A 14,136-nucleotide genomic window follows, 5' to 3' on the forward strand; every position below is an offset into this window, starting at 1 on the left:
GGCCGCCGGGCACCCCCTGTCAGCGCACCTTGCCCGCTTTCCAGGCCTGCAACAGCTGATCGTACGGAATGGTCTGGCCTTGCGGCTTTTCATTGGCCAGCTGCTTCCACGGCGCGTGCTCATCCGACAGCCACTCGGACGGATCGCTCTTCTTGTTGAGCTTGGGAGCACATTGCGCCATGCCTGCGCGCTCCAGGCGGGCCATGACGCGATCCATCTCGTCGGCCAGGGTATCCATGGCCTTCTGCGGTGTCTGCTCGCCCGTCACAGCCGTCGCGACATTCTTCCACCACAGTTGCGCCAACTTCGGATAGTCGGGCACGTTGTTGCCGGTAGGCGTCCACGCCACGCGCGCCGGGCTGCGGTAGAACTCGACCAGGCCGCCGTAGCGGTCGGCGTTCTGGCTGAAGTAGTCGCTATGGATGTCGCTGTCGCGTATGAACGTCAGCCCCGTGATCGACTTCTTCAGCGACACCGTCTTGGAAGTGACGAACTGCGCATACAGCCAGGCCGCCGCGAGACGATCGGGATCGGTGGACTTGAAGAAGGTCCATGACCCCACATCCTGGTAGCCGTTCTGCATGCCGTCTTTCCAGTAAGGACCGTAAGGCGACGGCGCCATGCGCCACTTGGGCGTGCCATCGTCATTGACGACTGGCAGCCCCTTCTTGGTCATGTCTGCCGTGAAGGCGGTGTACCAGAATATCTGTTGCGCGATATGGCCCTGCGCCGGCACCGGCCCGGATTCCGAGAACGTCATGCCCATGGCCTGCGGAGGGGCGTACTTCTTCATCCAGTCGATGTATTTGGTAAGCGCGTACACCGCGGCCGGGCTGTTGGTGGCCCCGCCCCGATCGACCGAGGCACCCACGGGCGTGCATTTATCATCGGCCACGCGTATGCCCCATTCGTCGACCGGCATGCCATTGGGCAAGCCCTTGTCCGCCGCGCCTGCCATCGACAGCCACGCATCGGTGAACCGCCAGCCCAGAGACGGATCTTTCTTGCCATAGTCCATATGGCCGTAGACTTTCTTGCCGTCGAGTTCCTTCACGTCATTGGTGAAGAAGTCGGCAATGTCTTCATAGGCTGACCAGTTGGTGGGCACGCCCAGCTCATAGCCATATTTGGCCTTGAATTTTTCGCGCAGCTCGGGTCGTTCGAACCAGTCGGCCCGGAACCAGTACACGTTGGCGAACTGCTGGTCCGGCAACTGGTACAACTTGCCGTCGGGCGCGGTGGTGAACTTGGTGCCGATGAAATCGTTCAGGTCCAGCCCAGGATTGGTCCAGTCTTTGCCGGCGCCGGCGATGTAGTCCGACAACGGCAGTATGGCGCCATACCGGTAGTGAGTACCTATGAGGTCTGAATCGGAGATCCAGCCGTCGTAGATCGACTTGCCGGACTGCATCGATGTCTGCAGCTTCTCGACGACGTCGCCTTCCTGTATCAGGTCGTGGTTGACCTTGATGCCGGTGATTTCAGTGAAGGCACGCGCCAGCGTCTTGGATTCATATTCGTGAGTGGTGATGGTCTCCGAGACCACGTTGACTTCGGTGACCCCCTTGGCCTTGAGCTTGGCGGCCGCTTCGATGAACCACTGCATCTCGGCCATCTGCTTGTCTTTCGACAGCGACGACGGCTGAAACTCGGAGTCCACCCATTTCTCGGCCTCGGGCATTCCTGCCCAGGCGGCTGAGCACCCCATCAGGGCTATGCTTGCCGCCACGGCTTGCATGCGCAATTTCATGACCTTGCTCCTCGATGTACCTTCCCGTCTTGCTGCGGACCGGGGCCTGGGAAGACATAGGCCGGGGTCGTTGCCTACAACTCGTTATCAACACGCCTAGCCTTTGCGCATGATCCACACCAGCACCAGCATCGACATTGCGAAGCTGATCCATACGGTGGGCGGATCTTCCAGCGAAAACCAATCCATCAGATGGGTGCCCAGACCAACATAGGCGAGGTTGACCCAGGCCGCCGCCATCAGGCCGATGAACAAGCGGTCGCCGCGGGTGGTGGCAATGGGCAGGAAGCCCTTGCGCAGGCGCGTCGGCGACTTGAGCTCCCATACCGTCATGCCAGCCAGCATCAGGACGATGCAACCGAAAAACACCGCGACCGGTGTGGTCCAGACCATCCAATCGAACATGATGTCTACCTCCGCGGGCTCAGACGCGCCCCATCGCGAAACCTTTCGCGATGTAGTGCCGCACGAACCAGATCACGATGCCCCCGGGCACGATGGTCAGCACCCCGGCCGCGGCCAGCACACCCCAGTCCATGCCCGATGCCGACACGGTGCGCGTCATGGTGGCCACGATGGGCTTGGCGTTCACCGACGTGAGCGTGCGGGCGAGCAGCAGCTCGACCCAGCTGAACATGAAGCAGAAGAAGGCCGCCACGCCGACGCCCGACTTGATGAGCGGCAGGAAGATCGTCAAGAAGAATCGCGGGAAAGAATAGCCATCGACGTACGCGGTCTCGTCGATCTCGCGAGGCACGCCGGACATGAAGCCTTCAAGAATCCATACCGCCAGGGGAACGTTGAACACCAGGTGCGCGAGCGCGACCGCCAGGTGAGTGTCCATCAGGCCCATGGAGCTGTACAGCTGGAAGAACGGCAGCAGAAACACCGCCGGCGGGGTCATGCGGTTGGTCAGCAGCCAGAAAAAGACATGCTTGTCACCGATGAACCGATAGCGCGAAAAGGCGTAGGCGGCCGGCAGCGCCACGGCCAGGGACACCACGGTATTGATCCCGACGTAGATCAGAGAATTGATGTAGCCCGAATACCAGGCGGGGTCGGTAAAGATAGTGAGATAGTGTTCGAGCGTGAAATCGCGAGGCCAAAGGGTAAGCGTGCTGACGATCTCGGTATTGGACTTGAACGACATGTTCAGCATCCAGTACAGCGGCAGAATGGCAAACGCCAGGTAAAGCACCAGGAACGCGGTGCGCCAGAAAGTGGGCCGCTTATTCATGAGCCGTCTCCTCGGGCGCGGTGCCGGCGCGCAGCATCCAGTTGTACAGAATGAAGCACAGCAGCAGGATGATCAGGAAATACACGATCGAAAAGGCCGCCGCGGGCCCCAGGTCGAACTGCCCCACGGCCTTTTGGGTCAGGTACTGCGACAGAAAGGTCGTGGCGTTGCCCGGCCCGCCGCCCGTCAGCACGAAGGGCTCGGTGTAGATCATGAAGCTGTCCATGAAGCGCAGCAGTACCGCGATCATCAGCACGCCGCGCAGCTTGGGCAGCTGGATGTAGCGGAATACCGCCATGCGTGAGGCGCCATCGATGCGCGCGGCCTGGTAGTAAGCCTCTGGAATGGCTCGCAAGCCGGCATAGCACAGCAGCGCGACCAGCGGCGTCCAGTGCCAGACATCCATGGCCAGCACCGTGAGCCAGGCATCCAGCGGATGCCCGGTGTAGTGGTAGTCGACGCCCATCCACGCCAGCGCGGCGCCCAGCAGGCCGATATCGGTGCGGCCGAACACCTGCCAGATGGTTCCCACCACGTTCCAGGGAATCAGCAGCGACAGCGCGATGATGACCAGCACCGCGGAAGCGCGCCAGCCGGCGGCCGGCATGCACAAGGCCAGCAGAATGCCCAGCGGGATCTCGATGGCCAGTACGGCCAGCGAGAAGCCGATCTGCCTCAACAGCGCCCCATGAAGTTCTTCGTCTTGCAGGACCATGGCATACCACTCCGTGCCCACGAACACCCGCCGGTCCGGCGAAATAATGTCCTGCACGGAATAGTTGACAATCGTCATCAGCGGCAGGATGGCCGAGAACGCCACGCAGATCACCACCGGAAGCACCAGCAGCCAGGCACGTTGATTGATGGGCTTCACGGCAGGCGCTCCTGGTTGCGGTAGAAGCTGGTGTGCGGATTCACCACAGGCAGCCAGGCGATGTCGCCGACGGCCACGGCGGTGGAGGCGGCGGCGCGCGCCCTGAGGGTATGGCCCTGGAACTCGGCCGTCAGCAGCAGATAAGTGCCGAGGTCCTGGATCCGGGTGAGCTGCACCGGCACTGCCCCCGGTGTGGCCGGCGCGCAGGGTTGCAAGGTTTCAGGCCGGACGCCCAACTGCACGGCCTCGCCCGCCGCCGCGGCCAGGCTGTCGGCCACGCCGGACGGCAATGCCGCAAGCCGGTGGCCGCCCACGTAAAGTGCGCCGTCTCGCCACAGCGCCGGCAGGAAGTTCATACCCGGTGAGCCGATGAAATGCCCCACGAAAGTATGCGCCGGCCGCTCGAATAAGTCATCCGGGGTGCCGATCTGCACCGCCTTGCCGCGCGACATGACGACAACCTGCTCGGCGAAGGTCAGCGCTTCGGTCTGGTCATGCGTTACGTAGATCAGCGTGAGCTTGAGCTCGTGATGGATCTCTTTCAGCTTGCGCCGCAATTGCCATTTCAGGTGCGGGTCGATCACTGTGAGCGGCTCGTCGAACAACACTGCCGACACATCGCTGCGCACCAGGCCGCGTCCCAGCGAAATTTTCTGCTTGGCGTCGGCGGCCAGGCCGCTGGCGCGGCGATCGAGTTGCCCCGACAATTCCAGCATTTCTGCGATACGCCCGACGCGCTCGCGTATCTGCTCGGAAGGCATGCCGCGATTGCGCAACGGAAACGCCAGGTTCTGTGCCACGGTCATGGTGTCGTACACCACCGGAAACTGGAACACCTGAGCGATGTTGCGCTGCTGTGGCGTCAGGCCGGTAACGTCGCGCCCGTCGAACAGGACTCGGCCCTGCGAAGGGCGCAACAGCCCCGAGACGCAGTTGAGCAGCGTGGTCTTGCCGCAGCCGGACGGCCCGAGCAACGCGTAGGCCCCGCCGTCGCTGAACGTAAATCGGAGCGGCAACAGGGCATAGTCATCGTCCGAGCGTGGATCAGCCACATACGAATGCGCCAGGTCGAGCTCGATGGCCGCCATCACAGCGCCCCCGCAGCACTGCCGGCCGCGAGCAGTTGCCCCTCGCCGTCGAAGGCATACAGGCTGGCCGGATCGAAATACAGAGTCAGCGAGTCTTCCAGTGCATAGCGGTGCACACCGGCCAACTGGGCCACGACGCTGCCGGCGGCGGTCTCGGCATGAAGGTAGGTGTCGGACCCGGAAATCTCGGCCAGCTTCACCGTGCCCGGCAAGGCGACCCGCCCCGCAGCGGGTTCCAGGTGGAAAGCGCCAGCGCGCAGGCCCGCAGTCAGCTCCTGCCCGCCCGCGTGTTCGGGCAGGCGGCGAGCAGCGGTCACGCCGCCCGCCAGCACGATGGCGTCGGAACTGCGATGCGCGGTGAACAAATTCATGGGCGGGTCGCTGTACGCCTGGGCGACCCGCAATGAGGCGGGCTGGTGGAAGACCTGCGCGGCAGGACCGTATTGCAGCAGCTCGCCGGCATCGAGCACGGCGGTATAGCCCCCCAGCAGCAACGCCTCGGCCGGCTCGGTGGTCGCGTAAACCACCGTGGCGCCTTCATCGGCGAACAAGCCTGCCAGCTCGTCGCGCAATGCCTCGCGTAGCTTGTAGTCCAGATTGACGAGGGGCTCGTCCAGCAGCACCAGCGGGGCCTGCTTGGCCAGGGCGCGCGCCAGCGCGACGCGTTGCTGCTGACCCCCGGACAGTTCCGAGGGATAGCGCGACAGCAGATGCTCGATGTGCAGGCGGCCGGCCATGGCCTCGACGCGAGCCGGAATGTCCGCAGCGCCGCGCAGCTTCAGCGGCGAGGCGATGTTGTCGTACACGGACATCGAGGGGTAGTTGATGAACTGCTGGTACACCATGGCGACGTTGCGGCGCCGCACCGGCACCCCGGTCACATCGGTGCCGTCGACCCACACGCGCCCCCGCGTAGGCCGGTCCAGTCCGGCCATGATGCGCATGAGAGTGGTCTTGCCCGCCTGGGTGGCTCCCAGCAGCACGGTCATTGCACCCGGTACGGGGGACAGCGTCATGGGGTACAGGTGGGTTTGCGAACCCGCCTGGAGGCCGATCTCGTCCAACGTCAACTGCATCGTTCTCCTCCGGGTGGGCGGGATGCACGCGCTTTCGTTGTTTTTTTGCTTTTTTGCGTTTTACCTAACAAGCGAAAGAAAAACAATCTTGCAGCGCGTCATTATTTTTCGCTTTTGTTGTTTTATGATGCGAATATGACTCTGAATCCACGCCAAAGCGCCCTGGTCGAGATGGTCCGATCCCAGGGGTCGGCCACCATCGAGGCCCTGGCCCGCCACTTCGACGTCACCCTGCAGACGGTGCGGCGCGATGTGAACCTGCTGGCCGAAGCCGGCATGCTGTCGCGGTTTCATGGGGGCGTGCGCATCGAGGCGTCGACCATCGAGAATATTGCCTACCGCAAGCGGCAGGGCCTGCATGCCGAAGCCAAGCGGCGCATTGCGCATGCCGTCGCGCAGGCCGTGCCCGATGGCTGCTCGCTGATCCTGAACATCGGCACCACAACCGAAGCCATCGCACGGGCGCTGTTGAACCACCGTGGCCTGCGCGTCATTACGAACAACCTGCACGTGGCCGACATTCTTTCCGACAACCCCGAATGCGAGGTCATTGTCGCCGGCGGCGTGGTGCGCCCGCGCGATCGTGGCATCGTGGGCGAAGCCACCGTCGATTTCATACGCCAGTTCAAAGTCGACATCGGCCTGATCGGAATATCGGGCATCGAAGCCGACGGCACGCTGCGCGACTACGATTTTCGCGAGGTACGCGTGGCGCGCAGCATCATCGAACAGTCGCGCGAGGTCTGGCTGGCCGCCGACAGCAGCAAGTTCCAGCGGCAGGCCATGGTCGAACTGGCCCATATTTCGCAGATCGATCGCTTCTTCACCGACGCCTATCCGCAAGAACCCCTGGCGCAAGTGCTGCAGGAATCCGGCGTGCGCTGCGAAATCGCCTCTGCCGTCGACGCTGCGCAAGCCCACGCCGGCGACGCCGCGCGTGTCGGTTCCTGATCTACCGCCCCCCGTCGCCATCCTGCCATGACCACCACGCCCGCCTCCCTGTCTGTGCCCAGCCGCGACGCCCTGCTTGAAACGCTGAACGATCCGGCTCCTTGGGATGTCGTCGTGATAGGCGGCGGCGCCACGGGGCTGGGCACTGCGGTCGATGCCGCGGCCAGGGGCTATCGCACGCTGCTGGTCGAAGCGGCCGATTTCGCCAAAGGCACTTCCAGCAAGGCCACCAAGCTGGTGCATGGCGGCGTGCGATACCTGGCCCAGGGCAATATCAGCCTGGTGCGAGAAGCGCTGCACGAGCGCGGACTGCTCAATCGCAACGCGCCGCACCTGGTGTGGCCGCTGGGCTTCGTGGTGCCTGCGTATGGACTGCTGGACCAGCCCTTCTATGGTGCGGGCCTGAAGTTGTACGACATGCTGGCGGGCAGGCTCAATCTGTCGCCCAGCCGCTGGCTGTCACGCGGCGAGACGCTGTCACAGGCTTGCACCGTGGCCGAGACCGTGGGCGGACGCCGCCTGCGCGGCGGCGTGCTCTATTACGACGGCCAGTTCGACGACGCGCGTCTGGCCATGGCGCTGATGCGCACCCTGTTCGATCTTGGCGGCACGGCAGTGAACTACATGCGCGCCAGCGGGCTCTTGCGCAACCAGAAGGGCAGCATCGACGGCGTGCTGGTGCAGGACGCCGCCGGCGAAGGCCAGTACACCTTGCGGGCTCGCTGCGTGATCAATGCCACAGGCGTCTGGGTAGACAGTGTGCGGCGCATGGATGACGCCCAGGCAAAGGTCATGGTGGCACCCAGCCAGGGGGTGCACCTGACCCTGCCGCGCGATTTCCTGCCGGGCGACAAGGCGATCCTCATCCCCAAGACCGATGACGGGCGCGTGCTGTTCGTCGTGCCCTGGAACGGCCACACCATCGTCGGCACCACCGATACGCCGCGGGGCGACCTGCCGCTGGATCCGCCCGCCACTCAGGACGAGATCAATTTCATCCTGCAGACGGCCTCCCGCTATCTGAGCCGCAAGCCGACGCGGGCCGATGTGACCAGCGTCTGGGCCGGGCTGCGGCCCCTCGTGAAGTCCACGGGCGAAACCGCTACCAAGACCCTGTCGCGCGAACACACCATCGTGGTGTCGCGGGCCGGTCTGGTGACGGTGACGGGCGGCAAATGGACCACCTATCGCAAGATGGCGCAGGATGTGGTCGATACGGCCATCCAGCACCAATTGCTGCCGCAGGCATTTTGCCGCACGGCGGATCTGCCGCTGCACGGCGCGGGCGCCCTGCCCGATGGCGTCCCGCATGGCACGCCCGACAGCTATTACGGCACCGACCTGCCGGCGCTTCGCGCCCTGCCCGGTGGACCACCCGTTGGTCAAGGCCAGCGGCCTGACCGAAGCCCACGTCCGATTCGCCGCCCGCCATGAGCTTGCGCGCAGCGTCGAAGATGTGCTGGCGAGGCGCAACCGCGCCCTGTTCCTGGACAGCCAGGCCGCCCTGCTCGCCGCCCCCGAAGTCGCCCGCATCCTGGCCGAGGAACTGGGCCTGGATGCCGCGTGGCAGCAAGCCACGCTGGATGACTTCTCGCGCACTGCCGCGCATTACCGCCTCGACTGATTCCGCGAAGCCGCCGCCCGCGCCGTGCGTGGCCCGCACCGCCGTCTGCGGCGTGGCAGACGGCTTCTGGCCGGCGGGGCCAGACACGGACGCATACGACTCATTGCATATACGCAATATTAATTAACTAATTAGTTAATTAATCTCAGCGGCATGTCCACGCCTGCCGACTGCTCTCCCCCCAAGCCAGGCCGTCCCCGCCGGCCCGACGCCCGCGACGTGCTGCTCGACGCCGCAACAGGGCTGTTCGCGGCGAAAGGGGTGGCCGGCACCACATTGGCCCACATTGCCCAGCAGGCCGGTGTCACATCGGCCATGGTGCATTACTACTTCAAGAGCCGCGAGCAGCTTATCGACGTGGTCGTGGCCGAACGCCTGTCCCCCGTCATCGACTATGTGTGGGGGCCTGCGGCGCCGCATGCGCGCGCCGAACCGCGCGCCATGGTCACGCAGATCGTGACCCGCATTGTCCAGTGCGCCAGCGAACGGCCGTGGCTTGCGCCGCTATGGATGCGCGAAGTGGTCAACGAGGGCGGGATGCTGCGCGAAAAAGTGTTCAACCGGCTGCCGGTCGATCGGCTGCACGCGTTTGCCGATGCGATACGTGCGGGCCAGGCAGCGGGCACCGTCAACCCCGGCATCGATCCCCGCCTGGTGTTCCTGTCGATACTGGGCGTCACGATGCTGCCCATGGCAACGCGGGCTCTGTCGCAGCGCCTGTGGCAGGACGATCATGGCGCCGATGGCGGCACGATTATTGCGCACACGCTCGCCCTGCTGTCCTGCGGGCTTTTCAATTCCACCGCCCCGCCTTCTGCCACGCCTCGCTCTGGAGCCTGATATGCCCGCCCGGTCGCGCCCGTCCGCGAATCGCCGATATGTGTTGCGCCATCTGATGGCGGCCGCCTGCCTTCCCCTCTTGCTGGTGGCCTGCGGCGACCCGGCGCCCCCGTACTACCAGGGTTATGTCGAAGGCGAATTCGTCTACATAGCGCCCGAGCGGCCCGGCCGGCTGCAGACGTTGCACGTCTCGCGCGGCGACGAGGTGGACGCGGGCACGCCCTTGTTTTCTCTGGATGCCGTACCGGAAGCCGCGGCCCATCGTGAGGCGCGGGCCCGGCTCGACGCCGCACAGGCACAGCGCCTGGATCTGGACAGCGGCAAGCGGCCGCAGGAAATCGAGGTGGTGCGCGCGCAGCGGGTGCAGGCTGAAGCCGAGGCGGCCCGTGCGGCGGCGCAGTACAAGCGTGATCGCGCCCAGTTCGCGGCCGGCGGCATCGCACGGGCGCAGCTCGATGACAGCCGTGCGCAGGCGCAGGCAAGCGCGGCACGCGCGCGCGAATTGCGCGCGCAGCTGCAAGTGGCCGAGCTGCCGGGCCGCAGCGAACAGTTGAAAGCCCAGGACGCACAGGTGGAAGCGGCTCGCGCCGCGCTTGCCCAAGCCGAATGGGCCCTGGCGCAGAAGCGGGTTGCCGCCGCTCAGGCCGGGCGCGTGTTCGACACCATGTTCCGGCCGGGCGAATGGATAGCCGCCGGCAACCCCGTCGTGCGCATGCTGCCGCCCGGCAATATCAAGTTGCGCTTCTTCGTTCCGGAACCGGCTCTGGGCGGACTGCGCAACGGTCAACGCGTGCTCGTGCGATGCGATGGGTGTGGCGAGGCAATACCTGCCACCGTCAGCTACGTGTCGCTCGAGGCGGAATACACCCCGCCCATCATCTACAGCCGCGACAGCCGTGGCAAGCTGGTGTACATGGTGGAAGCGCATCCCGCGCCGCAGGACGCCGCACGCCTGCACCCCGGCCAGCCCGTCGAGGTCACGCCGCAATGAGCGAGATCCCGGCAAAAGAACTGGTCATCGACGTGCGCGGGCTGAACAAGCGGTTCGGCGACAAGCAAGTGGTCAACGACGTGTCCCTGCAGGTGCGGCGCGGCGAGATTTTCGGCTTTCTCGGGCCGAATGGCAGCGGCAAGACCACCTGCATACGCCTGATGTGCGGCCTGTTGACGCCCGATTCCGGCAGCGGCACGTGCCTGGGCTACGACATCCTGACGCAAAGCGCCGACATCAAGCGGCATGTGGGCTACATGACGCAGAAGTTCTCGTACTGGGAAGACCTGACCATACGCGAGAACCTGGATTTCGTGGCGCGCATGTATGAAATGCCCAACCGCCGCGATGCGGTCGATCAGGCGCTGGAGGGCCTGGGCCTGCAGAGCCGCGCCAACCAGTTGACCGGTGCGCTGTCCGGCGGATGGAAGCAGCGCCTGGCCCTGGCGGCCTGCCTGTTGCATGAGCCTCGACTCCTGCTGCTGGACGAACCCACGGCGGGCGTCGACCCCACCGCGCGGCGCGACTTCTGGGAAGAATTGCACGCGCTCGCGGCGCGCGGCATCTCGGTCCTGGTCAGTACGCATTACATGGACGAGGCCGAGCGCTGCCATAAACTGGCCTACCTCGCTTATGGGCGGCTGCTTACACAAGGCACGGCAGCCAGCGTCACGTCCGAACAAGGGCTCGCCACGTGGGCCATTCACGGACATGACCTCGTGGCGCTCGGGCAACGTCTGCGCCGCAGCCCAGGCGTAGACCAGACCGTGGCCTTCGGCGCGGCGCTGCACGTCAGCGGCACTGACCACGATCTGCTCGAACGCACGGTGCGAGAAGCCGCACGAGGCGCCGACCTGCGCGCCGAACCCGTCGACACGAGCCTGGAAGACGTGTTCATCTACTTGATGAACCGCTCTACCGACAACTACGGCAGCCGGCCATGAGCGAGCGCGAAAGGCGGTTTTCCTGGCTGCGGTGGTGGAGCATGGTGTTGAAGGAATTCCTGCAGTTGCGCCGCGACCGCCTCACTTTCGGCATGATCGTCGGCATACCCATCATGGAACTGGCCTTGTTCGGGTACGCCATCAATACCGATCCCAAGCAGATGCCCACGGCGGTCATCGCGTCGGACCACAGCGAGTTCACGCGTACGTTCGTGGCGGCGATGAAGACCTCGGACTATTTCAATATCGTCGAGGAACTGCCCAGCGAAGAGGCGGGCCGTGCCGCGCTGGCGCAAGGCCGCGTGCTGTTCGTGCTGACCATCCCGCCCGACTTCACCCGCAGCCTGCTGCGCGGAGAGCGGCCGGCACTCTTGATCGAAGCCGACGCAACCGATCCCACGGCCACCGGCATGGCGGTGGCCGCCGCCACACAGCTGAGCAGGGCCGTCGCACGCAAAGACCTGACGGGCCCGCTTGCCCACCTGGCCGGCGGCGAGCCGCCGTTCGAGGTCCGCGTGCACCGGCTGTACAACGAAGAACAGATCGCCCAGTACAACACCGTGCCCGGCCTGATGGGCGTGATCCTGAGCATGACGCTCGTGATGATGACGGGCCTGGCCATGACGCGCGAGCGCGAGCGCGGAACCATGGAAAACCTGCTGGCCACGCCCGTGCATCCGCTGGAAGTCATGACGGGCAAGATCGTGCCCTACATCTTCATCGGATTGGCGCAGGCCACCATCATCCTGCTGGCGGCCCGCTACGTCTTCCACGTACCCTTCATGGGCAGCCTGGTGGCGGTCTACCTGGCCGCCCTGCTGTTCGTGGCTGCGAACCTGACCGTGGGCATCACCTTGTCGTCACTGGCGCAGAACCAGCTGCAGGCGATGCAGTTGACCACCTTCTACTTCCTGCCGAACATCCTGCTGTCGGGCTTTATGTTCCCCTTCCACGGCATGCCTGTCTGGGCGCAGCACCTGGGCAATCTGCTGCCGCTGACGTATTTCAACCGGCTTATCCGCGGCATTCTGCTCAAGGGCAGCGGCTGGGCCGACCTGTGGCCGCACGTGTGGCCCCTGCTGCTGTTCACGGTACTGGTCATCACATTGGCGGTGAAGTTCTATCGCCGCACGCTGGACTGAGCCATGAGCCCCTGCCCGTTACCCGCGCAAAGCCCGCCCCGCCCACGCACCACCTGGGCGTGCGCCGCCCTGGCCCTGGCGCTTTCCGCATGCGCCGTGGGCCCGGATTTCGAGCGGGCTCCGCCCCCCGACGTGGCGCGTTATTCGGGCTCGCCAGATGCCTCGGCAACGTCCGGCGACGCTCGCGTTCCCGCGCAACGGCTCCAGGCGGGCATGGATATTCCGGCCCAGTGGTGGACACTGTTCCGCTCGCCAGTGCTCGACACGCTGGTGCGCCAGGCGCTGGACAACAGTCCCACGCTGGCGCAGGCACGCGCGACGCTGCAGCAGGCTCGGGAAACGCTGCGCGCCGAAACCGGCGCGCGTACCCTGCCTGCGGCTGATGCCGGGGTGTCGGCCGCACGGCAGAAGGTCGACCCATCGGCCTACGGGGTACCGGTCGCGGAATTGCCGCCGCCCTTCACGCTGTACAACGCCTCGGTTGAAGTGTCGTACACGCTGGACTTCTTCGGCGCCAATCGGCGTGCGCTCGAGGGGTTGCAGGCTCAGGTCGATTATCAGCGGCACGAAATGCAGGGTGTACGCATGATGCTGGCCGGCAATGTCGTCACCACCGCCATCCAGCTCGCCGGACTGCAGACGCGCCTGGACGCCAACCGCAGCCTGCTGCAAGCGCAGGCGCGGCAGTTCGACATCCTGCGCGCTCGCCAGCAGGCGGGAGGCGTCTCGGCGCTCGAGGTACGGCGGCAGGCCACGCTGCTGGCGCAGACTCGCGCCACGCTACCCCCCCTGGAAGAAGAGCTGGATCGCTCGCGTCACCAGCTCGCGGTGTACCTGGGGCAGATGCCATCGCAGGCCACGTTGCCCGATCTGTCGCTGGACGAGCTGCAGCTGCCGCTCGATGTGCCGCTCGGCGTGCCATCGATGCTGGTGCGGCAGCGCCCCGACATCCTGGCCGCCGAGGCGCTGTGGCAGCGCGCCTCCGCGGATGTGGGCGTTGCCACGGCAAATCGCTATCCGCGCTTTACGCTCACCGGCAGCTTCGGCTCGCAGCGCACCCGGGCGGGCGAGGTCGCCGACGGCGTCAATGTCTGGAGCCTGGCGCTGGGGCTGACGCAGCCCTTGTTTCGCGGCGGCGAGCTGCTGGGCCGCCAGCGCGCCGCCGAGGCCGCGTTGCAGGGTGCGGCGGCGGCCTATCGCGACACCGTACTGCAGGGGTTCCAGCAAGTGGCGAATGCCCTGCGCGCGGTGCACGCGGATGCGGACACGCTGCAGGCCGCCACGGACGCCGACCAGCATGCCGAGGAGGCTTACCGGATTACCGAGCGGCTGTACCGGGCGGGTGGTGTCAGCCAGCTGGCATTGCTGGACGCCCAGCGCGAACTGTGGCGCACGCGCGCCGTTCGCATCCAGGCCCAGGCCGACCGTTACGCCGACACGGCCGCGTTGCTGCAGGCGCTGGGCGGCGGCTGGTGGAACGAGCCCTTAGCGGTATCATCCCTGCAGTCTGTCGACCCTGATTCCTGCCATGCCTGCCTGCTCCAGAGCCATCCCCCCCGCTGAAATCCCCCCCCTTCCGCCTGCGTCGCAACGGCCGGACGGCATCGGCCGCTGAAGGA

Annotated in this window: 12 protein-coding genes and 1 pseudogene; 7 read left to right on the top strand and 6 right to left on the bottom strand. The window is 65.5% G+C overall.

The genetic code is table 11. From position 1 onward, the window contains the following. Window positions 1-19: 19 nt before the first annotated feature. From ACV17W_RS03740 to ACV17W_RS03765, 6 genes are all read right to left on the bottom strand, one after another. A complete protein-coding gene (locus ACV17W_RS03740) occupies window positions 20-1,750 on the bottom strand; it encodes an ABC transporter substrate-binding protein (RefSeq protein WP_462595115.1) in 1,731 nt (576 codons plus the stop codon). A 96-nt stretch (window positions 1,751-1,846) separates the two neighbouring features. After that, on the bottom strand, window positions 1,847-2,155 hold the full coding sequence (locus ACV17W_RS03745) for a DUF2160 domain-containing protein (RefSeq protein WP_462595116.1): 309 nt from the start codon (window positions 2,153-2,155) through the stop codon (window positions 1,847-1,849). A 19-nt stretch (window positions 2,156-2,174) separates the two neighbouring features. Beyond that, window positions 2,175-2,987, bottom strand: a complete 813-nt coding sequence (locus ACV17W_RS03750) for a carbohydrate ABC transporter permease (RefSeq protein ID WP_462595117.1) — start codon at window positions 2,985-2,987, stop codon at window positions 2,175-2,177. Then, entirely contained in the window at window positions 2,980-3,861 is an 882-nt protein-coding gene (locus ACV17W_RS03755) for a carbohydrate ABC transporter permease (protein ID WP_462595118.1), read from the bottom strand. Before ACV17W_RS03755 ends, ACV17W_RS03750 begins: the two co-directional genes overlap by 8 nt. Beyond that, the gene (locus ACV17W_RS03760; protein ID WP_462595119.1) at window positions 3,858-4,949 is read right to left on the bottom strand and encodes an ABC transporter ATP-binding protein; all 1,092 of its coding nucleotides are present in this window, start codon (window positions 4,947-4,949) and stop codon (window positions 3,858-3,860) included. The genes ACV17W_RS03755 and ACV17W_RS03760 overlap by 4 nt, the downstream gene beginning before the upstream one ends. Further along, window positions 4,949-6,025, bottom strand: a complete 1,077-nt coding sequence (locus ACV17W_RS03765; protein WP_462595120.1) for an ABC transporter ATP-binding protein — start codon at window positions 6,023-6,025, stop codon at window positions 4,949-4,951. Before ACV17W_RS03765 ends, ACV17W_RS03760 begins: the two co-directional genes overlap by 1 nt. A 135-nt stretch (window positions 6,026-6,160) precedes the next feature. On the opposite strand from ACV17W_RS03765, the gene ACV17W_RS03770 reads away from it, so the two are divergent. The 7 genes and pseudogenes from ACV17W_RS03770 to ACV17W_RS03800 all read left to right on the top strand — a co-directional run bounded on the left by ACV17W_RS03770 (window position 6,161) and on the right by ACV17W_RS03800 (window position 14,080). Then, complete coding sequence (locus ACV17W_RS03770; protein ID WP_462595121.1) at window positions 6,161-6,976, top strand: DeoR/GlpR family DNA-binding transcription regulator; 816 nt, start codon at window positions 6,161-6,163, stop codon at window positions 6,974-6,976. A gap of 27 nt (window positions 6,977-7,003) precedes the next feature. Further along, a pseudogene (locus tag ACV17W_RS03775) lies at window positions 7,004-8,600 on the top strand (glycerol-3-phosphate dehydrogenase/oxidase). Window positions 8,601-8,753: 153 nt separating this feature from the next. Then, window positions 8,754-9,440 (top strand): TetR/AcrR family transcriptional regulator, encoded by a 687-nt coding sequence (locus ACV17W_RS03780; RefSeq protein WP_462595122.1) that lies wholly within the window; start codon window positions 8,754-8,756, stop codon window positions 9,438-9,440. A gap of 1 nt (window position 9,441) precedes the next feature. Beyond that, window positions 9,442-10,431: an HlyD family secretion protein gene (locus tag ACV17W_RS03785; protein ID WP_462595123.1), complete on the top strand. Its 990-nt coding sequence runs from the start codon at window positions 9,442-9,444 to the stop codon at window positions 10,429-10,431. Continuing rightward, on the top strand, window positions 10,428-11,375 hold the full coding sequence (locus tag ACV17W_RS03790; protein WP_462595124.1) for an ABC transporter ATP-binding protein: 948 nt from the start codon (window positions 10,428-10,430) through the stop codon (window positions 11,373-11,375). Before ACV17W_RS03785 ends, ACV17W_RS03790 begins: the two co-directional genes overlap by 4 nt. Continuing rightward, window positions 11,372-12,517 (top strand): ABC transporter permease, encoded by a 1,146-nt coding sequence (locus ACV17W_RS03795; RefSeq protein WP_462595125.1) that lies wholly within the window; start codon window positions 11,372-11,374, stop codon window positions 12,515-12,517. The genes ACV17W_RS03790 and ACV17W_RS03795 overlap by 4 nt, the downstream gene beginning before the upstream one ends. 3 nt (window positions 12,518-12,520) lie before the next feature. Then, a complete protein-coding gene (locus ACV17W_RS03800) occupies window positions 12,521-14,080 on the top strand; it encodes an efflux transporter outer membrane subunit (RefSeq protein ID WP_462595126.1) in 1,560 nt (519 codons plus the stop codon). The last annotated feature ends 56 nt before the right edge of the window (window positions 14,081-14,136 follow it).

It is taken from the genome of Bordetella sp. MIP270_01_BMS, from assembly GCF_054958705.1.